Raw genomic sequence first — 19,777 nt, 5'->3', positions numbered from 1 at the left:
CTTACAGCTAATGACAGTAAGAGTTGACATAATTGTCACAATTTTTACTGCTCGAACTGAATCAGTTCTGTTTCAGCCAGATGATTGACTGCAATCATTAGCGCAGATTTTACATGTTCAAAAGTCAATCCTCCCTGAAAGTAGAGTGTATAAGGGGGACGAAGTGGTCCATCTGCAGTGAGTTCAAGGCTGGCACCTTGAACAAATGTACCTGCAGCCATGATGACTTTATCTTTATAGCCTGGCATCGGGCTAGGGTAAGGTTTCACATTTGAATTAATCGGCGAGGCCATTTGAACGGCCTGGCAAAATGCAGTCATTTGATCCGGATCATGAAATGTAACGGTCTGAATGAGGTCCGTTCTAGAAGTTTTCCAGGATGGCGATGTCTCCATCCCCAAGTTTTCCATCAGTGCAGCTGTGTAAACGGCTCCCTTCAGAGCCTGTGCGACAACATGTGGGGCGAGGAAAAATCCCTGATATTGATCTTTAAGCTCTCCAAGTGTCGGGCCAACTTCTTTACCTTGGCCGGGAACAGTCAACCGTTCAGCACATTTGGACACCAGATCCGTCCTCCCGACAATATAACCCCCGGATTTTGCCAATCCGCCTCCGGGGTTCTTAATCAATGAGCCAGCCATTAGGTCGGCTCCGACATGGCATGGTTCTTTCGTTTCAGTAAATTCTCCATAACAGTTGTCCACGAATATAATAATGTCCGGATGTTCTTTTTTGATGGCGGCAATGGTTTCACCAATCTGATGAACGGTGAGGGATGGACGGTCTCCGTAACCGCGGGAACGCTGAATGCCAAGCATTTTTGTGCGCGGTGAAATCGCATGATTCACGGCTTCCGTATCAATTTTTCCCTCTCTCAGGGGAACCATGCTAAATCCGATGCCGAATTCTCTGAGCGAACCTTGTCCCGATGGCGTGAGGCCGATAACCCCTTCCAGTGTGTCATATGGTTTTCCAGTAATATACATGAGCTCATCACCAGGCCTTAACACACCAAAAAGTGCGGTTGTAATCGCGTGGGTGCCAGAAATCATTTGAGCACGGACAAGCCCTGATTCGGCACCGAAACAGTCTGCATAGACGGCCTCAATTCCTTCTCTCCCGAAATCATCGTAGCCATATCCCGTCGTGCCGCTGAAATGCGCATCACTGATTTTGTTTTTTCTGAAACTCGACAGAACGCGATACTGGTTCTCCAGTGCAGTCTCATCTATTGCTTTCATTCTCTTCTCTGTAAGCCGGTCCGCAGAGTCAGCTAATTTTTTCAGCATTTGTCCATACTTTAAATTATCAAACATCATGATTGATTCTTCCCATCTTCTGTGTTACTGGTTTTAAGCAGCCATGAGCCAAGCGGAGTTTCCGGATAGACAAACCCCGCTACTTCATAAGCCTGTCGCTCTTCAATATATTTTTGCTCCCTGAGTATGGAATACCCAGAGACATCATTCAATAGTGAGCCTGAAGCAGCAGGTATCAGACATCTGTATGGTTTCATCTGCCGGATCAGAGCTTCTCTGATCGCAGATAAAATGTGTACACGGTCAGAAGCGTCACGCGCTGCAACGAGAAACGCATCTTTCGGTGCAATAAAAGCAGTTTTTAACAAATCTTTTTTATTGTAAAGGGTTAGCACGGGGATCTGGTCAGCGCCAAGCTCAGCCATCAACTTGCGCACGGTCTGTTCATGACTGAGCAAGTCCGGATCGGAAACATCAATCACATGGATAATCAGCCGCGCACCGGCTGCTTCTTCAAGCGTCGAGCGAAAAGCCGCGACCAGCTGTGTTGGCAGATCCTGTATAAATCCGACCGTATCGGAAAGCAGACATGTAAAGCCTTCAGAGAGTCTGAGTTTCCGCGTCAGCGGGTCCAAAGTCGCAAAAAGTTGATCTTCCTCATATGTATGCGCTAAAGTCAGCTGATTGAAAAGAGTGGACTTTCCTGCGTTAGTGTAACCGACCAGCGCAATCTGGCATTGATTTCGATCCGTGCGCCGATCCCGGTATCTTTGGCGATGGCTCACAACACTCTCAAGTTGGGTGCTGATGTCTTTCATACGATTGCGGATATATCGCCGGTCCGTTTCAAGTTTAGTTTCACCTGGCCCTCTCGTCCCGATACCGCCGCCCAGCCGCGAGAGTGAATCGCCAAGGCCGCTCAGCCGCGGCAGCAAATATTGAAGCTGCGCCAGCTCGACCTGAAGTTTCCCTTCCCGGGATCGCGCACGCATGGCAAAAATATCAAGGATGAGTTGTGTCCGATCGAGCACTTTCGCATCGAGAATGGCGTTCAGCCTGCCCTGCTGTCCCGGTGAGAGCTCAGCGTTGAAAATGACGGTGCTGGAACCCAACTGCTTTTCCAGTGCTTCCAGTTCCTGAAGTTTTCCTTTTCCAATGTATGTTGCAGCATCTAATTTCTGCCTTTTCTGTGTCAGGACACTGACGACCTGTCCTCCGGCTGTCTTTGTCAACGCCGCAAGCTCATGAAGCGATGACTCGAAATGGTCATCCGTCTGATCGGGCAGCTGACAACCGACAAGTATTACATTCTCCATAATGTTCCTCTCTCTAAATCGTACTGAATGCCTCATCTGCATTTAAGGGAAATCGTTCATCGTCCAGCGCCAGATCGCACGTGCGAATGGTCAGCAGCGAATCACGGTCAAAAGCACCCTCTCTGACCAGACGCACGGCCTGCCGCCGGATTGTTTTTTCGATCAAATTGCGCACATAGCGGCCGTTGCTGAAATGGGCATCATGGTCAATCACCTTCTGGTGAAGGTGACGTGACAGACGCTTTCGTGCTTCCGTCGTCATCCGGTATTCCCGTTCTTCCATCATCTGCCCGGATATTTGCAATAATTCATCCCCGGAAAAATCCGGAAAAGAAAAGATCATCGGAAATCGTGAAGGAAGCCCTGGATTCATCTGCAGAAAGTCGTCCATTTCATCAGAATATCCTGCCAAGACGAGAATGAATTCTGTATTATGATCTTCCATCTGTTTGACAAGCGTGTCAACGGCCTCTTTGCCAAAATCTTTCTCTCCCCCGCGGGACAGCGAATAGGCCTCGTCAATAAACAAAACACCACCCAGAGCTTTTTTAACTAAATCTCTCGTCTTCTGTGCAGTCTGGCCGATGTATTCACCGACTAAATCCGCACGTTCAGCTTCGATCAGTTGACCTTTCGGCAATATTTCCATTTCACGGAACAAATCGCTTAGCAGACGGGCCACGGTGGTCTTCCCCGTCCCCGGGTTTCCCTTGAAAAGCATATGAAAAGACTGTTTTCCAACCTTTAACTGTGCCTCTTCGCGTTTCCGGTAGACATAAAGCCACGCGTAAAGTTCTTTTACCATTTTCTTGACTTCGCTCATGCCCACAAGTCGATTGAGCGCTTTTTCCATTTTTTCAAGCGGAGCATGACTTACCTTTTCATCTATTGGAAAAGGCAATGCGGCACTTTTTTCTTTTTTTTGATTAAATACCACATTTATCTGACTGTTCTGTGTATACGTAAAAGCCTCTCGCATTGTTTTGAACACCCCACTTTTTTCGGCTGACATCCCTTTAAAACTTCCCGCACTTTAATTAAAAGCGCCGAATGTATAGACATCGGGACAACCATTCGATCAATAGAATCCATGACAATCGTAATTTCCTGAACTCCATCATTTTATGATTGTTTTAAGCCATTCAGAAGGAGCGAACGCCGGAAAGGTACCCCTATCAATAAAGAAAGGCAGCTGATTCGCTGCCTCCCCAAATCTATTATGTTTCGTCCTGATTTGTCCAATTCACCGGTTTTGATGGTGTAAAAGTTGAAATCGCATGTTTAAAAATTAATTGCTGTTTGCCTTCACTGTCCAGAAGAACTGTGAAATTATCAAAACCCTTGACTTTCCCTTTAAGCTGAAAGCCGCTGACCAAAAAAACAGTCACAAACGTTCCTTCCTTACGCAATTGATTCAGAAAGGTATCCTGAATATTAATCGACTGTTTCATTTTATTCCTCCTCTTTTCTCTCTAGTAAAGATATTTCGATTTTTGATCAAACTTTCCTGCAAAAAATGCGAATGATCTTATTTTCTGAGAAGGAAATTTCAGTCCAGTCAGAAAGATCTCACATTATGATTATATTTTAATTTTCCATCATTTGCAAAGTATCCCGGCAAATAAAAAAATGATCAGTAAAAACTAAATTGCTCTTCAATATAGCGGATGACTTCTACGGCTGTTTGACTGAAATGATTTAACGCCTCGCCCATGTCAAACCAGTGTACATTCATCTGCCCTTTGAACCAGGTAAACTGCCTTTTGGCATAATGTCGTGAGTTCCGCTTTAATTGATCAACGGCCTGCTCCAGAGTACATTGATTTTCAAAATAGGGGAAAAATTCTTTGTAACCGATTGCCTGAAGCGCCTGTGCATCCCTGAGTCCCTGAGAATAGAGCGAGCAAACCTCTTGGAGGAGTCCCTGATCCACCATCTGGTCTATTCGGCTGTCAATCCTCTGATAGAGAAGATCCCGATTCATTGTCAGACCAATAAACACCGTCTCAAAGAGCGGAGTAAGTTTCTTTTCATACTCTTGTTCACTGAAGCGCCTGCCCGTTTCATGGAAAACCTCTAGAGCCCGGATCACCCGTACGAGATTATTCGGATGAATTCGGGCGGCAGAGACTGGATCAACTGCTCTGAGGCGCGTATGGAGTGCTTCAGCCCCCTCGCTTTGCGCCAGTTCTTCCAAATCAGCCCTATACGCCGGATTGGATCCTCCGGAAGGAAAATGATAGTCATAAACTGCTGCCTTAACATAAAATCCGGTGCCACCGACAAGAATGGGCAGTTTCCCGCGTCCGGCAATCTCATGGATTGTCTGACGCGCATCGCGCTGATAATCGGCAGCTGAATAGTTATCTCCGGGATTACGGATATCAATCAGATGATGCGGCACGCCATTGGCTTCTTCGGAAGAAACTTTTGCCGTTCCGATATCCATTCCTCTATAGATCTGAAACGCATCACCGTTAATAATTTCACCATTAAGGTGTTTCGCGAGCTCAATACTCAGTTTCGTTTTTCCAACAGCCGTTGGCCCGACAAGCACAATTAACTTTTCTCGCATATAATAATAACTCCTGCATGATCCATGATTTCCAGTCGGCTTACTATTTATACTTAGTATAGCACAGAGCGTTCCAGCAGCCGTGCTGGAAAAAATAAGCTTTGTCGGATTTTGTGATCTGATGCTATTCAGAAACGTAGCAATTCATGAATGATCGTCCAAAAAAATAAGAACATCACTCTCAGAGCTATGTTAAATACGTGGCTAATTGATGGAACCACTCTTTGTCGTAAGTGGCTAACGCCAAATCGATCAGACTCTTAATCTCTACCATTGAGTAGAAATAATGATCGGTGATGGCATCTTCATAGGCAATTTCCAACCACTTCATTTTTGGATAGTTTTCGCATGTAGTAACTCTCAATTTGCATCTTTTAAAATCAGGAAATACTGCTGTGACAAAACCTGTGCAATCATGTTTCCCCATGTACTTCGTATGGACCCACTGCCCGACTTCCACGGTTGATCCCCCCGCATCCAATATTACTTGCCCTTTTTGTTTATTTAATCCCGCTCGGTTTTTATATCATTTTATGCATCAGCAAACTGATGGGAAACTGATTGAGCCGCATGAGTTTTTACCGGAAGCTCCGCTGATTTTATCCAAATTTATGATGTGCGGTTATATTTCAATGCAGAAGCTATGTACATTTTTACAGAATAGGATTGCTGTCGACCATCAATCAGAAGAAAGCCGATAGAAACCAAACCTTCAATGCTGCAGAATTGCGAAACCATGAATGTTCTAAAGTTCAAACATTACTAACCATTTTCTGCTTTTGGAAGCTTCGAATTCTTCGCGCAAACGCGTTAATATATGATACAGAACTAAAAAAGAGCATATTAAAGCTATTTCCTTCGACACAAATAGTACGGAATGCTAAACTTGTGGTGGATAAAAAAGGAGAGCGATCAGATTGAATTCGATTCCTGAAATTACACTAAATGATGGGCTGACACTTCCAGCCGTAGGTTTCGGTACTTACCAATTGAACGGAGCAGCGGGTGTTAACTCAATCGTCAGCGCCATCGATACCGGGTATCGTTTGCTTGACTCTGCATTCAATTATGAGAATGAGGGCGCATTGGGTGAGGCTATTCGCAGAAGTTCCGTACCGCGCGAACAGCTTCGCATCACATCAAAACTGCCGGGGCGGCATCATTCCTACGATGAAGCGTTGACGACGATCCAGGAATCTCTATATCGTGCCAGTCTTGATTATTACGACCTGTATCTGATTCACTGGCCCAATCCAAGCAAAGATCTCTATGTTGAAGCTTGGAAGGCACTTATTGATGCCAAAAAATGGGGCTTGATCCGGTCCATCGGTGTCTGCAATTTCTTGCCAGAGCATCTGGAACGAATTATCAATGAAACTGGTGTAACGCCGAGCGTGAATCAGGTGGAGATGCATCCCTATTTTTCACAAGAGAAACAGCGGGCATGGGATCAGGAGCATGGAATCATCACTGAGTCGTGGAGTCCGCTGGGGCGGGCTAATCATCTGCTCCACGATGAAAGCATCAAGAAAATTGCTGAGAATCATCACAAATCGATTCCGCAAATTATTTTACGCTGGCATTTTCAGCTTGGCGCGCTTCCATTACCGAAATCTTCTTCCCCGAAGCGTCAGCTGGAAAATCTGTCTCTGTTTGATTTTGCGTTAAGTGAAGCGGAGATACAGACGATCGGCGCACTGAACCGCCCGGATGGCCGAACTTTTGATCAAGATCCTTCGAGGTATGAGGAATTTTAAAAAAAGAGGCGTTCAAAATGAAGATCAGTTTTATTGGCAGCGGTAATATCGGTAAAACGGTAGCAAGATGCTTTATTAAAGCCGGGCACACAGTCGTGATGTCAAATTCGCGCGGACCGGAAACTTTATCAGATCTAGTCCAGGAACTCGGCCCGCAGGCAACGGCTGCTACAGCGGAACAGGCCGCGCGTGAAGGGGAAATTGTAGTCGTCACTGTCCCATTGTTTGCTCTTCCGAAAGTTCCGGTTGAAGCCATGGCCGGAAAAACGGTGATTGATACAATGAATTACTATCCACAGCGGGACGGCCGCATAAAGGAACTGGATAACGGTTCGACAACGACCAGTGAATTGACAGCAAAGCACCTGCCCCAATCCCATGTAGTTAAAGCATTTAATTCAATTTTTGCAACAGAAATTGAAACAACCGCCCGGCCGGAAAACGATCCGCAACGCCGGACACTCCCGATTGCCGGAGATGATGCGGCAGCAAAAAAAACCGTCACGGATTTGCTTCAGTCGATTGGCTTTGACGTGTATGACGCCGGAGCACTTCATGAAGGCTTTCGGTTCCAAAATGGAACACCCGCCTATTGTGCAAAGGGCAACCGTGAAAAACTGGTCAGATTGCTGGAGGAAGCCAAAGGCTGATACTTAAAATCAAGTCGAAAGGCATCACCCAATTGGGAGGTGTCTTTTTTGTTTTCTGGGAAATTATAAAATATCGACTTGTGTACTGTCCGTTGAACGATCCGTAGAATGCTTAAGGGAATCCCCCGAATCGGCCGATATACTAATTTTATTTGATTCGATTGATTCGATTTTTTTCCGGATTTCGGTTCGAATACGCAGCGATTCGGTTCGCCTTGGACTTCTGTCAATAAAGTGGGCACAAAAAATTAGTTCAAATACGTTTAAAAGCCTACCGCTCTGCGGGTGGCATTCGGAATATCTTCAAGAAGTATCGAATATGGGAGACAAGGTTTCCCCTTATATTTGAACTCTCAGATGCATGCTTCCTATACTTGTCATCTTAGATGGTCCCTCTAAAATAATATTCATGATCCCTTTGGAATAATTATTATCAGGTCTTTTTTTGCATGTCCTTGATGGACGAAAGCCAGAATCATATTTTCAAAGCTGGTCTGGACAGCGTCATTCCCCGCGTATCCAGCATCGCCCAACGAAAGAAAACGTTTATTGCTGAGTCTTGGACCTTTTTCCCAATTGATTAATAAAATCTTTGATCATTCTCTCATAGCTTTCACTGACAGCCACATCGTTTTTGAAATAACCGGCATGTTCTAGAGATATAAATCCATGCATCATGCTTCTTAGTTCGCGTGCTTTATGAGTTGTCTGCTCGTGATTCAGACCATAGGCCTGAAAGTTCAAGTTAACCATTTGTGACAGATGTTTGCCCCTTTCAAGAATCTCTTTGTTCAGATAGGGCATCCACAAAATCGTTTTATAAAGCTCCGGGTTCTCCTTGGCAAAAGAATAATAAGCCTGAGCCATGGCCATGATGGCTTCTCCTGCCGATCGGCCGATCGTGGCGGCTCCGATTCTTTCACCCAAATGTTTCATAAGAAGCAGAGATAGTCCAATCTTCAAGTCGTTCAGATCTTTAATATGGTTATAGAGTGAAGGAGAACTAATGTGCAAATGTTCGGCAACTTTTTTTAATGATAAGTTCTCAATCCCTATTTTTTCAGCGAGCTGGGCACTTTCCTGGATAATTTTGTCTTTCGTTAAGTTTCTTTTTTGCATACAAAATTGCCTCCTTCGTCAATCATAGGAATAAGCAATCAAATTGTAAACTAATTTGATTAGTATTATACTAATCATTGTATTTTATATCAATACACATTTGGAGGAAGATTAATGTTAAATTATATTGCTCTGCCACTAGTAGGCCTTTTCGTCGGTGTATTCATTGTATCGCTTGGCGGAGGGGGCGGAGCCATTTACGTAGGCATCCTAATGACTTTATTCCATGTTTCTCCCGAAGTTGCCGCGTCAACTTCTCTGGCCACGATGATCCCTACCACAGCAACAGGTGCCTATAGTCACTGGAAAGCAGGAAACGTCAATCTGAAATTAGGTAAATATATGATTATGGGGGGAATAGCTGGGGTTCTGCTGGGAGTCTATCTGTCCGATATTATTCCCCCGCTCTGGTACAATAAAATCGCCGGCATTATTTTTGTCATTATGAGTATCCAGATGCTCGCCTCTTCTTTCAAGAATCGGAAAAAAGGTGCAGAGTCAGCGGACCGCCAAGCGTCCGTCCCTATCTGGAAAATAGTAATGGCCGTAGCTTTTGGCATTTTAGGCGGCGTTATGTGCGGACTGCTCGGGTTGAGCGGCGGAGGTCCCATTGTTGCAGGTTTGTTTGTTATGGGGTGCAGCATGATGGAAAGTGTAGGCACGTCCGTATTCGTACTGACCGGCCTGTCAATTGTCGGTTTTCTGATGCACCTTGGTTTAGGAAATATTGACTGGGTCTTGGTTGGACTACTGCTCATCGGTACAATAACAGGCGCTTTAATTGGGCCAATACTGTTGAAACATATGAATAAAAAGTTGTTAGAACGCATTTTACAGCCTGTTATGTTCCTGCTTATATTCATCATGGGCCTGACCCTAATCTTTTGACGATATTGGCGTCACGGACCGACTTTTAGGAAGGGATACTGTCCAGATTCATGTTGATTCTTATGTTAGTTGTGTCGATTCTTGCTTGAGTTATGTTGATTCTTACACTGGTTCCGTCGATTTTCTTCACTTTTGTATTGATTCGTCGTATTCATAAGGCGATTTGGCAAACATAAAAAAGTGATAAGGCTGTTAGTATATTCCGGTCGCATCCTTCGGTAATTCCTTAATATGCCTGATAAAAGCAAAACTTCTCTCAGCTTCATCAGAACTATATTCATAGTCAAATACATGACCTACTTTAGGTGCAAACGCTGCAAACAGTTCACAGGTTATGAATAACGCATGCCACGAAAATTCATAGCCGCTCATGTTATATGTTTTCATCAATCTTGTCCATACATCTGAATCCAGATAGTCAACTAAAAGTTTATTTGCTTTGCCCATGCTGACTTTAAATTCTGTTTTAATGCCCGCGTACCAGCAAAGCATGGTTAATAATTCCGGCCGCACATAACTATTCATGACGTCTACCATATAAAGAATTTCCTGCCGCCAAAGCCCTTTTGCACAATAGGGCGCTACCCACCAAAAGTTGTTACAGCAACTGATATATTGTCCATATGTAGGTTTTTTTACCCAAAATTCTTCATCGGATGGCTTAGGAAGCTGCTGCAAACAGTTGTCTTTATCAAGCAGTGGAACAGTTAATTTATCCGTTCCGTATTCTTTTTTCAGCGCATCGATCGTTTGAAGATGCAAGTCGATTCGATTTCCATCCGTAAACTGCATCAGATACATATAACTATTTTTAAAATCGACGATTCTTCCCAGCAGTTTATCCAGTCTATCGGGTTCCTGGATGATGATGGGCTCACCAAAACCGCTGATCCAACGCTCATCGCTCAAAAAGGATGACGTTTCTGTCACCACATAAACGATGTCATAATCCTGAAAAATATCTTTTTTAACGTTAGGATTTGCCCGGGAACCGTTCATATAAACAGCTCTAATTCTGGAATCTCTCTTTGCGACCCCCATTATTAAATCAAACATTTCTTTTTCAGTTCGCATCATGCCGCTCCTTCAAAAATAGATTTGGCGAAAATAATTTTTCATTCCTTGTTTAAGAACATTTGCATCCCTGGGGCATCAACTGGACGCGCTTTAAAACCAAATCTTTCATAAAATGACTGTTTACCCTTTGCACAGGACAATTGTATCCAGCTTACTCCATTTAATCTGCAGTGATTGATTAATCTCTGAACTATTTCGGTTCCAATTCCTTCCTGCCTGTATTCTGGTGCAACAATCAGATCGGAGAGAAATGACTGATACACGCCATCAGAAATAATGTGCCCAAAGCCTATAAGTTTGCCCTCATCGTAAACGCTCAGGGTGTACCAGCTATTACTCATTGCATGATGAAGCTGTTCCTGACTATATGTTTGATCATCATTCCACCCGGCCCGGTTAATTGATACAAATCAAAAAAGTCTGCTGACGAGGGTACTTCGTCAAGAAATTTTTTCATAGTCATCTCCCTAATATTTTGTTGTCAGGTGATTTCCACTTTTATTATAAGCCTTCCGTACTATTATTTTAATATAATCATGGCGATTCACGGCCCAAAAATTAGCTGTTACTGGATCAGATAATATTCCAGTAGACCTGTCGAATAACACAAACAGTCCCGATATTAGCTCCATTTGCAAAGCAAATATTACCCTTGCTTGAAAGTCTACTTTAAGGTTTATACTATCCGTACAAAATGTTAGGGGGTCCTATGGATGGCAAAATTTGATTCACTGAAGGATAAAGTAGTTGTGATTAGCGGAGGGGCTAAAAATCTGGGCGGGCTGCTGAGTAAAACTTTTGCTGAAGAAGGGGCCAAAGTGATGATTCATTACCACAGCGATTCAACGAAAACAGAAGCTGAAGAAACATTGCGGACAGTGAATGATAACGGCGGACAAGGTGCTCTTTTTCAAGCGGATTTAACGCATGTGGGTAAAGTGACGGAACTGTTCGACTTTGCGGTGAAAACATTTGGAAAAGTTGATGTTGCGATCAACACCGTGGGGAAAGTACTTCGTCAGCCGATTGCTGAGACGTCCGAAAATGATTTTGATGTGATGGACAAAATTAATAATAAAGTTGCCTATTTCTTTATTAAAGAAGCCGAGAAACGGATGAACGACAATGGTAAAATCATTACCTTAGCAACCTCACTCTTAGCCGGCTACACCGGAGATTATTCAACATATGCCGGCAGTAAGGCACCTGTCGAGGAATATACCCGTGCTGCATCTAAGGAATTCATGCCAAGAGGTATATCGGTCAATGCCGTTGCTCCGGGGCCAATGGATACGCCTTTCTTTTATGCGCAGGAAACGGATGAGACGATCGCCTTCCACAAATCGCAGGCTTTACACAATCAGTTAACAAAAATTGAGGATATCGCGCCATTAATTAAATTTCTAGCGCTCGATGGCTGGTGGATTAACGGACAGATCATCTTTGCCAATGGCGGATATACTACTAGATAAGTAGAGATGGGATTCAATCATCACTGTTAAAAGGGCTTTTTAAAGTCTCTTTTTTATTTGGAGAATTCTATTTTCATTTCCTTCAGTATATCTAATTTTTTATCAATCTTGGCAATTGCTTCATCTATTCGCTTTTGTTCATCTCTGAGTCGCTTCTTCTGATGATTAAAAATTTGTTCCCTTTCGCCAATTGTTTCCGGCCCCTTCATATGCAGCAACGCTACATGTTTTAGGGTATCAATGGACATTCCGGTCGACCGCATGCACCTGACGAGTTCCAACCAAAAGAGGTCTTCTTCTTCAAAACGTCTGTAGCCATTTTCGTCTCTTGCTATAAATGGAAGAAGCCCTTTTTTGTCATAAAAGCGAATGGTCGACATTGGCATACGTAAAATATCGGAAACTTCTTTGACAGACATCGTCATAGCTCATATCCCCTTTTCTGACATGTTGACTAAATTTCTTATATTCGATTTAACACTGAATGATTCATGATTATTAGTCAAGCTCCGGTTATGTAGTTATCTTCCAAACAACCATCGCCATTAACATTCAGAATCTCCCCGTTAATAAATGAAGCATCCGGAGAGGCTAAATACCAAACCGCTGAGACAATGTCGTTGGGTTGACCTGCACGGTCTGCCGGTATTTGTGCCACCATTTGGCTTAAGCGTTCATCCGTTAATTTGTCATCAAAAAAATTTGTTTCAGTAATGAGTCCCGGGGCAATAGCGTTTACGGTTATGCCGTCTTTACTCGGTTCGCGTGCCGATGCAAATGTAAGTCCGTGCAGACCGGACTTTGAGACTGCATAAGCAAGCCCCCCTGTTCCTGCGTTAGTGACAAGAATATCGATAGCTCCACTATGCTCAACGACCGATTGAACTGTTTTCTCAACATCCATTCGATTACTGACATCCGCACGAGCCCAATGAATATCACCGCTTAGTTTAAATGCTGCCTCCTTAAGGGCACCTTCTCTTCTTCCATAGGCAATCAACTAAAACCATCTGATTAGTGCATAAATTCTCTTAGTTTTCCCTCTGTCGTCGTTCCAGGCACCGGTGTATAAACACTGAGACGCAAGTCAGCGTCTCCTTGTACCTCAAGGGATGTCAGATTAAATTCCATTTTACCGGCTTTTGAATGTCGGAACTCAATCAGTACATCTGGCGCAGTGTTGACTTCGCTCTGCATCCAAAGTGACTGAAATTCTGGATGCAGCATGCTCATGTTGTCAATAAACCGTTTGTACCACTCATCCTCGACGTACCGTCCGTAATAAACACGGAAGATAGCCAGAAATCCTCTGACAAAGTGTTCCCAATTCACGGCAAGGGACTTTAGTTCTTTTCTGGTAAACAGCAGACGAATCAGATTGCGTTGTTCCATCGGTATCTCCTTGAAATCAAGAAAGACATAAGCAGCAGCACGATTCCATCCGACAATCTGACAGTATCGATCGGTTACGACAGCCGGGCAGTAATTCAGCGCTTTTAATATCGTCTTCACGGACGGGCTTATCTCCGTCAGCACCGTTTTTTTCTGCACGAGCTTTGCATTCACATCAAGCGCGAGATTGTATACATATGTTCGCTCGTCTTCAGTCAGTCTCAAAGCAGAAGCAATACTATCCAGTACTGCTGACGACACCTTGATATCCCTGCCCTGTTCAAGCCAGGTATACCAGGTCGTACTGACACCAGCCAACTGCGCGATTTCTTCCCGTCTGAGTCCGGGCGTCCGGCGCCTGACTCCGATTGGAAAACCGGCGGATTGGGGTGAAATTACAGCGCGTTTCTTTCTTAAAAAACTTGAAAGTGCTTCGTGTCTTGTTTCCTCACTCATCCATTCATTCTCCTTACGTGTTACTCTGTTACCTATTATACCAGTATAAACGGCAACTTGTAATAGGATAGACAAAAGTGCAAGAATGGAAGAAACAGATCATCAGTTTCTTTTACGAGGGGGAATCACGGTTGGAAAGAGTTGTCATTACAGGAATGGGTGTCGTTTCGCCGATTGGAAACGATGTGGACACATTCTGGGATCATTTAGTTGCCGGAAAATCAGGTATTCGAAAAATAGATACTTTCGATACGGATTCATATAAAACGAAAATCGCAGGTCTTGTGAAGAATTTCAATGCGACGGAAGTGATTGGAAAAAAAGACGCAAGAAAGCTGGATCCCTTCTGTCATTATGCACTTGCGGCCGCTGCACAGGCTTGGAATGGCGCTCAGCTTGACTTTGGCATGGTTGAACAGGACCGGCTCGGCGTTTATGTCGGTTCGGGAATTGGCGGGATTCAGACCTTACTCAACAACGCCGAAAAGTTACGTGAGCGCGGTCCGCGAAGAGTCAGTCCGATGCTCGTGCCAACGATGATCGCCAATATGGCGGCTGCCGAAATCAGTATCAAGTGGCAGGCATTGGGTCCCTCCATGTCACCCGTAACTGCCTGCGCGATTGGCAATACGTCGATTGGCGAAGCATTTAAGCTGATCCGCGGCGGTGAAGTGGATGTCATGTTCGCCGGTGGAACAGAAGCCGCGGTCACAGATCTTTCATTGGCAGGCTTCGAAAATGCGACTGCGCTCTCCTCAAGAAACGATCATCCTGAGGAAGCGAGCCGGCCGTTTGACGCAGAAAGAGATGGTTTTGTCATGGCTGAAGGCGCGGGCATTCTTATTCTGGAGTCATTGACCCATGCTCTGAACAGAAAGGCATCTATTTATGCCGAGATCATCGGCTACGGTGCCAGCTCAGATGCGTATAATATGGTTGCCCCTGACCCCGAAGGAAAAGGCGCGTACCTGGCGATGAAAAAAGCCCTGGACGATGCCGGAGTATCAGCGGACGCAGTCGACGTAATCAGTGCGCATGCGACCAGTACGAAACCGGGTGATTTTTCCGAAACCTCAGCCATCAAGCATCTGTTTGGAAAAAAAGCATATGACATTCCGGTCACGGCAAACAAATCGATGACCGGACATATGCTCGGGGCAACGGGCGGCGTGGAAGCCATTGCCCTTGTTAAAAGTCTTCAGGAAGACATCATCCCTCCGACTATTAATCAGGAAAAAGCAGATCCTGACTGTGATCTGGATTACACTGCAAATGTCGCGCGGAAACAGGACCTGACTATTGGACTCTCCAACTCTTTCGGGTTCGGCGGGCATAATGCTGTTCTTGTCATGAAAAAATATTTGTCCTAATACAATACTAATTTTTATCCGGACCCAAGTCTCTGTCTTAGTTGACAGATTTTTGATCTTGGCTCTCAGTCGTGAAATGAGACTTTCCCCGCAGAAATGAGTGGCGTCAATAAAAAGAACTGGTGAGAAAAAAGAATGGCCTTTTCTCATCAGTTTTCCTTTTTTAGAAGTTTTCAGCAACTTTGTCTTGGTTTATTCTGTTTAATTTTCTAATAAAAGCTGAACTCGTCGAAAAACAAATATACACGGTCATACCGTTACTGCATCAAAATAGTGAATGATATGAAAGATTGGAATTACTGTGAACAAGACTGGATCGCTTATATCAGAAAAGGATTTGTATGCGCCTCATTCCCGATCGTTGACGCCCGGCCGTGCCCCGGACAGAGATGAGTATCCTCAGGAAGAGTCAGCAGTTTGTCGCGAATACTCTGAAGTAGCTGCTCACCGTCCGCTCCAAATCCGTCGGATCGGCCGATACTGCCATTAAAAAGCGTATCTCCTGAAAAAACGGTCCGGTCATCCTCGAAATAGAAAGAAACGCCACCCGGAGAATGACCTGCTGTTTCCAGAACGGTAAACGAAAAAGGACCAATCGTCATTTTCTGTTCTCCCTTCAATAGTTTTTCCGCCGGACGAGTATGAATGGGCCCCGTCACCTGAAAATAAGCTGAACCATTCATCTGCGCATCGTGCAGCCAGTACGATTCATTTCGATGCAAATAAGCCGGGATTTTCCATTGATCGCGCACCTCATCCAAAGCACCAATATGATCAAAATGTGCATGTGTCAGCAACACAGCCAAAGGGTGAAGCTTCCCTTCAATAATAATCGACTCGATTTTATCAAATTCATCACCGGGATCAATGATCAGTGCATCGTTCGTTTTTTCATCTTCTAATATATAACAGTTGGCATGAATCGGGCCCACCGGACATGTAATCAATTTCATAAAATCACTCCATTTTTTCCAGATTTCTTTGCGAAACTGACCGTTCAGAAAAAGACAGCGAAGGTTTTTAAAATTTAGGCCAGTAATACAAATGGTGCATCCTCGGTAAGGGCAGCTTTCCCGCAAATGATAATTTTCTAAGTGGTAATTACGATTGAAACCTTTAACTCGATTCCGTTGCAGACACTCATTTTCTTCACATATTTATTTTATCATTCAGCTGGTCGATAAGTAAAAATAAAGCCAGAAATTTTTCCGCTGGCAAACCTCATCAGCACGTTAAAAAATCAAAAAAAGAATGGAGCTCCTGGCCAAAGACCGGGTCTTGCCGGAGTTCGGAAACAAAAGAAGAACCCCTCGACTGAATTGGGTCAAGGGGTTCTTCCTATATAAAATAATCAATAATATTGTCGATATGTTCCCTTTTGAAGATGGCAGACTTTAAAGAAACTGACGCCGGGTTTTAAAACACTTCATCACCCAAAACCAGTCACCGTTCAGTTCTCCACTCCTATTATTTCAAACATCTACTGATTAGATGTAATTAATCAGTTGCATAATAATTGGAACAACAATGATGAACAGAATCGAAGTTGTCGTGACCGTGTTCGTTGCAAACTCAACATCGGCAGTCGCATCTTTTGCAAGAATCGGTGTGACTGTCGGCGTTGGCGTAGCAGACTGAACAATGAGTGTCTGTCGCAGAACGGAAGGCATCGGCACCGGTAAAACGACAAGTGCCAACACAAGAGGCGAGATAACAAACCGTCCGAGTATGACGCCAATTGTGTCCTTATCAAAGTGAATGCTCTTCAACCCTGCTTTAAACAAAGTGATGCCGATGAAAATTAGTGACAGCGGTGTAACCAAGCCTCCCACATAATTTAACGTCGAATTAGCGAAATTTGGGACTGGTATCCCAACAAAGATGAAAATAATCGCAACGATGAAGCCCAGAATAGGAGGTGGCAACAATTTCGAAATGATGGTCTTTGCTGATGTCTTGTGCGTATGCATGTCCTTTCCCAGACCGTCTCTTGCTATCATATAGGCACCGAATGTCCAGAGAGAAAGAGTGTTGACGATATAATAAACGAGAAGATATGGCAAACTTTTCATTCCGAAAAGCGCGATATTGATCGGCAAGCCAATAAAAAGCGTGTTTGCATTGGCAAAAGAAGTTCTGAATATGCCGACTCGCCCTTGCCTCGTCCGAAGCATTTTTGAACAGAAAAAGGCGATCACGTAAGTAATAGCGATAGCGATAATCGGCCAGATCAGATCACCGGATAGAGCGATCAGTTTCTGTTTTGTAAAAAATTTAATGACATTAATAAAAACAGAAGCTGGCAGTGCCACTCTCGTGACCAACCAGGAAATACTGCTCCCAAAGTCCTTTTCAAATATCCCTTTGGCGGATATAAAATAACCCAATGCCATGATAATGAGAATAGTGACGACGCTTTCTATGGAATTCCAAAAAGCCATTATATTTCCTCCTGATCCCCACTTGGATTTCAAATTTATCAGTTTTGAATATCGTTCACCTTTTCCATTCTTGTCTTCTTTAATCCCTAACCAGTCTCTATTTCTGTACACATTTTCAAATAAACAGAAAAGCATGGCGTAGGGATTACATCCTTACGACCCGATCTCAAAAAGTTAATTTTTAATGTAATTTCTTTCTGAACAAGCCATTTACTTTCTTTGTCTGCCTAAATGCCATCAAGCCCTTGCAAAATGCCAAGCGAATCCTTGAACAGCGTTAATCAAATTTCTGTACTGGTTGTTTTCTGAGGGATTCAAAAACAATCTTTGAAACGAGTTCCACAACCCCTCCATCAAATATTCCGGGAATTATTTTTTCTTCTACCGGATCTTTTATCATCTCGGCAATCTGCTGTGCAACTATAATTTTTAGTTCATCGGTAAGATCGGTAGCCTTGGCATCAAGCAGACCCTTGAACAAACCTGGAAAAACCAGAATATTATTAATCTGGTTCGGATAATTCGAACCACCCGTTGCAACGATCCTTGCACCGCCCGCGTAAGCATCTTCCGGAAGAATCTCGGGACGCGGATTAGCCAGAGCAAAAATAATAGCGTCTTTAGCCATCTTTTCGACCATTTCTTTTGTCAAAACATGGGACACCGACAATCCAATAAAAACATCTTGATCGGCGATGACTTCTTCAAGTTTCCCTGATTTCCCTTCCGGATTCGTTGACTTTGCAATCGCCTGCTGCGCAAAATTCAGCTTTTCATCACCGGCAACTAAAGCTCCATTTACATCGACCATCACAATTTGGTCAATACCAGCTTTCTGAAGCAACTTAGCCGTCGCTATACCAGAGGCACCTGCACCATTTATAACGACTTTTAATGTTTCAAACGGCTTATTGACAACTTTAGCCGCATTATACAAAGCTGCCAGTACTGCGATTGCGGTGCCATGCTGGTCATCATGATAAACGGGTATGCTTAATTCTTTTTTTAATTGTTCTTCAATGGTGAAACAGTCTGGAGCCTTGATATCCTCCAGATGGATACCCCCGAAACTGCCAGCCAGATTTTTGATCGAATTGACAATATTTTCGGCACCGACTTGATTAATGCAGAGCGGAATGGCATTAACTCCAGCCAGTTCTTTATAAATGAGCGATTTGCCTTCAACAACTGGAAGCCCCGCCTTCGGGCCAATATTTCCCAGTCCAAGAACTGCAGATCCATCGGTAATCACGGCAAGCGTCTTACCTTTCATGGTATAGATGTCCGCCTCTTCCTCATGCGCGGATATCTCTTTGCAGACATCAGCCACGCCAGGTGTGTACGCCATACCGAGATCTGTTTTATTTTTTATGTGGAACTCAGAATGGATACTCAACAGGCCTGTCTTCTTTTTATGAAGTTCCAATATTTCTTCTTTTCCTACCGTCATGATGACTCCTCCCTTATTATTAAATTGGGTCATTCAAAACTTCAATGGTCTTCCTCTTTTCAAACACATCAACCTTGTGATTAATCTCTTCTATTAACTCTTCCACGCTGTGTCTTCGGCTTCGTCCGCAGGCAACAGCGGGCCTGTCACAGAGAAGGCACTTTCTTTTGGGCAGCGCCAGGTCATCCCGGCTTAACTTCGTCAGATCCTTTTCAAACACATCAATATCAAATAACCTGCCAAGCAAGTGGCTGTCCTCAAGCTCGACCAGTGCTTTTTTCGCATCAACCGCGGAGAAAGCAGTGACAAAAAAAGCTTCGTACCCGGAAAACCGCACATTTTTTTTGCAAAGTCGGACATTTAATTTTTCCTCAATAGCCCGCATGCCAGCTTTAAAAATAAATTCTGCCTGGCGGGTTAATTTATCGGGGCCGGGAAAATTAACCGTAAAGGAAATTACGGTTCCACCGTTTCTCTCATTCAGCTGCGCAATTTCCCGCGCACGAGCCTCCCGGCCGTCTAGAATCTCATGGATACGCTGATTAACTGCCATGT

At 44.0% G+C, this 19,777-nt stretch carries 21 protein-coding genes; 5 read left to right on the top strand and 16 right to left on the bottom strand.

The genetic code is table 11. From position 1 onward, the window contains the following. Positions 1–44: 44 nt before the first annotated feature. The 6 genes from COP04_RS09860 to COP04_RS09835 form a co-directional block, all read right to left on the bottom strand. On the bottom strand, positions 45–1,316 hold the full coding sequence (locus tag COP04_RS09860; protein ID WP_100489617.1) for a methionine gamma-lyase family protein: 1,272 nt from the start codon (positions 1,314–1,316) through the stop codon (positions 45–47). After that, positions 1,316–2,575 (bottom strand): GTPase HflX, encoded by a 1,260-nt coding sequence (hflX, locus tag COP04_RS09855; protein WP_100487827.1) that lies wholly within the window; start codon positions 2,573–2,575, stop codon positions 1,316–1,318. Before hflX ends, COP04_RS09860 begins: the two co-directional genes overlap by 1 nt. Positions 2,576–2,588: 13 nt before the next feature. Continuing rightward, positions 2,589–3,554, bottom strand: coding sequence for an AAA family ATPase (locus COP04_RS09850; RefSeq protein WP_100489616.1), 966 nt, complete (start codon positions 3,552–3,554; stop codon positions 2,589–2,591). 238 nt (positions 3,555–3,792) lie between these two features. Further along, positions 3,793–4,026 carry an RNA chaperone Hfq gene (gene hfq, locus COP04_RS09845; RefSeq protein ID WP_100487826.1) on the bottom strand — a complete coding sequence of 78 codons (234 nt, stop codon included), beginning with the start codon at positions 4,024–4,026 and terminating at the stop codon, positions 3,793–3,795. Between the two features lie 182 nt (positions 4,027–4,208). Continuing rightward, a complete protein-coding gene (miaA, locus tag COP04_RS09840) occupies positions 4,209–5,150 on the bottom strand; it encodes a tRNA (adenosine(37)-N6)-dimethylallyltransferase MiaA (protein ID WP_100487825.1) in 942 nt (313 codons plus the stop codon). Between the two features lie 187 nt (positions 5,151–5,337). Next, complete coding sequence (locus COP04_RS09835) at positions 5,338–5,610, bottom strand: IDEAL domain-containing protein (RefSeq protein WP_100487824.1); 273 nt, start codon at positions 5,608–5,610, stop codon at positions 5,338–5,340. A 457-nt stretch (positions 5,611–6,067) separates the two neighbouring features. Between COP04_RS09835 and COP04_RS09830 the strand changes: the two genes are divergently transcribed. Beyond that, positions 6,068–6,907 carry an aldo/keto reductase gene (locus tag COP04_RS09830; protein WP_100487823.1) on the top strand — a complete coding sequence of 280 codons (840 nt, stop codon included), beginning with the start codon at positions 6,068–6,070 and terminating at the stop codon, positions 6,905–6,907. 17 nt (positions 6,908–6,924) lie between these two features. Next, complete coding sequence (locus tag COP04_RS09825; protein ID WP_100487822.1) at positions 6,925–7,557, top strand: NADPH-dependent F420 reductase; 633 nt, start codon at positions 6,925–6,927, stop codon at positions 7,555–7,557. A gap of 546 nt (positions 7,558–8,103) precedes the next feature. On the opposite strand, the gene COP04_RS09820 is transcribed toward COP04_RS09825, so the two are convergent. Beyond that, entirely contained in the window at positions 8,104–8,676 is a 573-nt protein-coding gene (locus COP04_RS09820; protein ID WP_100487821.1) for a TetR/AcrR family transcriptional regulator, read from the bottom strand. 114 nt (positions 8,677–8,790) lie between these two features. Between COP04_RS09820 and COP04_RS09815 the strand changes: the two genes are divergently transcribed. Further along, positions 8,791–9,564 (top strand): sulfite exporter TauE/SafE family protein, encoded by a 774-nt coding sequence (locus COP04_RS09815; RefSeq protein ID WP_100487820.1) that lies wholly within the window; start codon positions 8,791–8,793, stop codon positions 9,562–9,564. Between the two features lie 192 nt (positions 9,565–9,756). Here COP04_RS09815 and COP04_RS09810 read toward each other — a convergent pair whose 3' ends face one another. Together COP04_RS09810 and COP04_RS20760 are read right to left on the bottom strand one after the other, a co-directional pair. Beyond that, positions 9,757–10,641, bottom strand: coding sequence for an aminoglycoside 6-adenylyltransferase (locus COP04_RS09810; RefSeq protein ID WP_239984822.1), 885 nt, complete (start codon positions 10,639–10,641; stop codon positions 9,757–9,759). A gap of 38 nt (positions 10,642–10,679) precedes the next feature. After that, positions 10,680–10,982: a GNAT family N-acetyltransferase gene (locus COP04_RS20760; protein ID WP_100487818.1), complete on the bottom strand. Its 303-nt coding sequence runs from the start codon at positions 10,980–10,982 to the stop codon at positions 10,680–10,682. 372 nt (positions 10,983–11,354) lie between these two features. Between COP04_RS20760 and COP04_RS09800 the strand changes: the two genes are divergently transcribed. Beyond that, the gene (locus tag COP04_RS09800) at positions 11,355–12,113 is read left to right on the top strand and encodes an SDR family oxidoreductase (RefSeq protein ID WP_100487817.1); all 759 of its coding nucleotides are present in this window, start codon (positions 11,355–11,357) and stop codon (positions 12,111–12,113) included. A 53-nt stretch (positions 12,114–12,166) separates the two neighbouring features. Here the strand turns inward: COP04_RS09800 and COP04_RS09795 are convergent, their stop codons facing one another. From COP04_RS09795 to COP04_RS09785, 3 genes are all read right to left on the bottom strand, one after another. Further along, complete coding sequence (locus COP04_RS09795; protein WP_100487816.1) at positions 12,167–12,538, bottom strand: MerR family transcriptional regulator; 372 nt, start codon at positions 12,536–12,538, stop codon at positions 12,167–12,169. Between the two features lie 77 nt (positions 12,539–12,615). Beyond that, positions 12,616–13,113 carry an SDR family NAD(P)-dependent oxidoreductase gene (locus COP04_RS09790; protein ID WP_100487815.1) on the bottom strand — a complete coding sequence of 166 codons (498 nt, stop codon included), beginning with the start codon at positions 13,111–13,113 and terminating at the stop codon, positions 12,616–12,618. Positions 13,114–13,127: 14 nt separating this feature from the next. After that, a complete protein-coding gene (locus COP04_RS09785; protein WP_100487814.1) occupies positions 13,128–13,961 on the bottom strand; it encodes a helix-turn-helix transcriptional regulator in 834 nt (277 codons plus the stop codon). 131 nt (positions 13,962–14,092) lie between these two features. Between COP04_RS09785 and fabF the strand changes: the two genes are divergently transcribed. After that, positions 14,093–15,331, top strand: coding sequence for a beta-ketoacyl-ACP synthase II (fabF, locus tag COP04_RS09780; protein ID WP_100487813.1), 1,239 nt, complete (start codon positions 14,093–14,095; stop codon positions 15,329–15,331). A 320-nt stretch (positions 15,332–15,651) separates the two neighbouring features. Here the strand turns inward: fabF and COP04_RS09775 are convergent, their stop codons facing one another. The 4 genes from COP04_RS09775 to citX form a co-directional block, all read right to left on the bottom strand. Further along, positions 15,652–16,284: an MBL fold metallo-hydrolase gene (locus COP04_RS09775; protein ID WP_100487812.1), complete on the bottom strand. Its 633-nt coding sequence runs from the start codon at positions 16,282–16,284 to the stop codon at positions 15,652–15,654. Positions 16,285–16,818: 534 nt separating this feature from the next. Then, complete coding sequence (locus COP04_RS09770; protein ID WP_100487811.1) at positions 16,819–17,772, bottom strand: AEC family transporter; 954 nt, start codon at positions 17,770–17,772, stop codon at positions 16,819–16,821. Positions 17,773–18,049: 277 nt separating this feature from the next. Further along, positions 18,050–19,222 (bottom strand): NAD(P)-dependent malic enzyme, encoded by a 1,173-nt coding sequence (locus COP04_RS09765; RefSeq protein WP_100487810.1) that lies wholly within the window; start codon positions 19,220–19,222, stop codon positions 18,050–18,052. A gap of 19 nt (positions 19,223–19,241) precedes the next feature. Continuing rightward, positions 19,242–19,775: a citrate lyase holo-[acyl-carrier protein] synthase gene (citX, locus tag COP04_RS09760; protein WP_100487809.1), complete on the bottom strand. Its 534-nt coding sequence runs from the start codon at positions 19,773–19,775 to the stop codon at positions 19,242–19,244. Positions 19,776–19,777: the final 2 nt, after the last annotated feature.

The organism is Sporolactobacillus pectinivorans, from assembly GCF_002802965.1.
In the GTDB taxonomy this organism is placed as follows: domain Bacteria; phylum Bacillota; class Bacilli; order Bacillales; family Sporolactobacillaceae; genus Sporolactobacillus; species Sporolactobacillus pectinivorans.
This window is presented reverse-complemented; position numbering and strand designations above follow the sequence as displayed.

What these genes read in the sequence shown, in the direction of transcription:
- hfq (WP_100487826.1), bottom strand. Translation starts at nt 4,026, where the DNA reads ATGAAACAGTCGATTAATATTCAGGATACCTTTCTGAATCAATTGCGT.
- COP04_RS09765 (WP_100487810.1), bottom strand. Translation starts at nt 19,222, where the DNA reads ATGACGGTAGGAAAAGAAGAAATATTGGAACTTCATAAAAAGAAGACA.
- miaA (WP_100487825.1), bottom strand. Translation starts at nt 5,150, where the DNA reads ATGCGAGAAAAGTTAATTGTGCTTGTCGGGCCAACGGCTGTTGGAAAA.
- COP04_RS20760 (WP_100487818.1), bottom strand. Translation starts at nt 10,982, where the DNA reads ATGAGTAATAGCTGGTACACCCTGAGCGTTTACGATGAGGGCAAACTT.
- COP04_RS09850 (WP_100489616.1), bottom strand. Translation starts at nt 3,554, where the DNA reads ATGCGAGAGGCTTTTACGTATACACAGAACAGTCAGATAAATGTGGTA.
- citX (WP_100487809.1), bottom strand. Translation starts at nt 19,775, where the DNA reads ATGGCAGTTAATCAGCGTATCCATGAGATTCTAGACGGCCGGGAGGCT.
- COP04_RS09800 (WP_100487817.1), top strand. Translation starts at nt 11,355, where the DNA reads ATGGCAAAATTTGATTCACTGAAGGATAAAGTAGTTGTGATTAGCGGA.
- COP04_RS09815 (WP_100487820.1), top strand. Translation starts at nt 8,791, where the DNA reads ATGTTAAATTATATTGCTCTGCCACTAGTAGGCCTTTTCGTCGGTGTA.
- COP04_RS09820 (WP_100487821.1), bottom strand. Translation starts at nt 8,676, where the DNA reads ATGCAAAAAAGAAACTTAACGAAAGACAAAATTATCCAGGAAAGTGCC.
- COP04_RS09785 (WP_100487814.1), bottom strand. Translation starts at nt 13,961, where the DNA reads ATGAGTGAGGAAACAAGACACGAAGCACTTTCAAGTTTTTTAAGAAAG.
- hflX (WP_100487827.1), bottom strand. Translation starts at nt 2,575, where the DNA reads ATGGAGAATGTAATACTTGTCGGTTGTCAGCTGCCCGATCAGACGGAT.
- COP04_RS09860 (WP_100489617.1), bottom strand. Translation starts at nt 1,316, where the DNA reads ATGTTTGATAATTTAAAGTATGGACAAATGCTGAAAAAATTAGCTGAC.
- COP04_RS09770 (WP_100487811.1), bottom strand. Translation starts at nt 17,772, where the DNA reads ATGGCTTTTTGGAATTCCATAGAAAGCGTCGTCACTATTCTCATTATC.
- COP04_RS09810 (WP_239984822.1), bottom strand. Translation starts at nt 10,641, where the DNA reads ATGATGCGAACTGAAAAAGAAATGTTTGATTTAATAATGGGGGTCGCA.
- COP04_RS09775 (WP_100487812.1), bottom strand. Translation starts at nt 16,284, where the DNA reads ATGAAATTGATTACATGTCCGGTGGGCCCGATTCATGCCAACTGTTAT.
- COP04_RS09795 (WP_100487816.1), bottom strand. Translation starts at nt 12,538, where the DNA reads ATGACGATGTCTGTCAAAGAAGTTTCCGATATTTTACGTATGCCAATG.
- COP04_RS09825 (WP_100487822.1), top strand. Translation starts at nt 6,925, where the DNA reads ATGAAGATCAGTTTTATTGGCAGCGGTAATATCGGTAAAACGGTAGCA.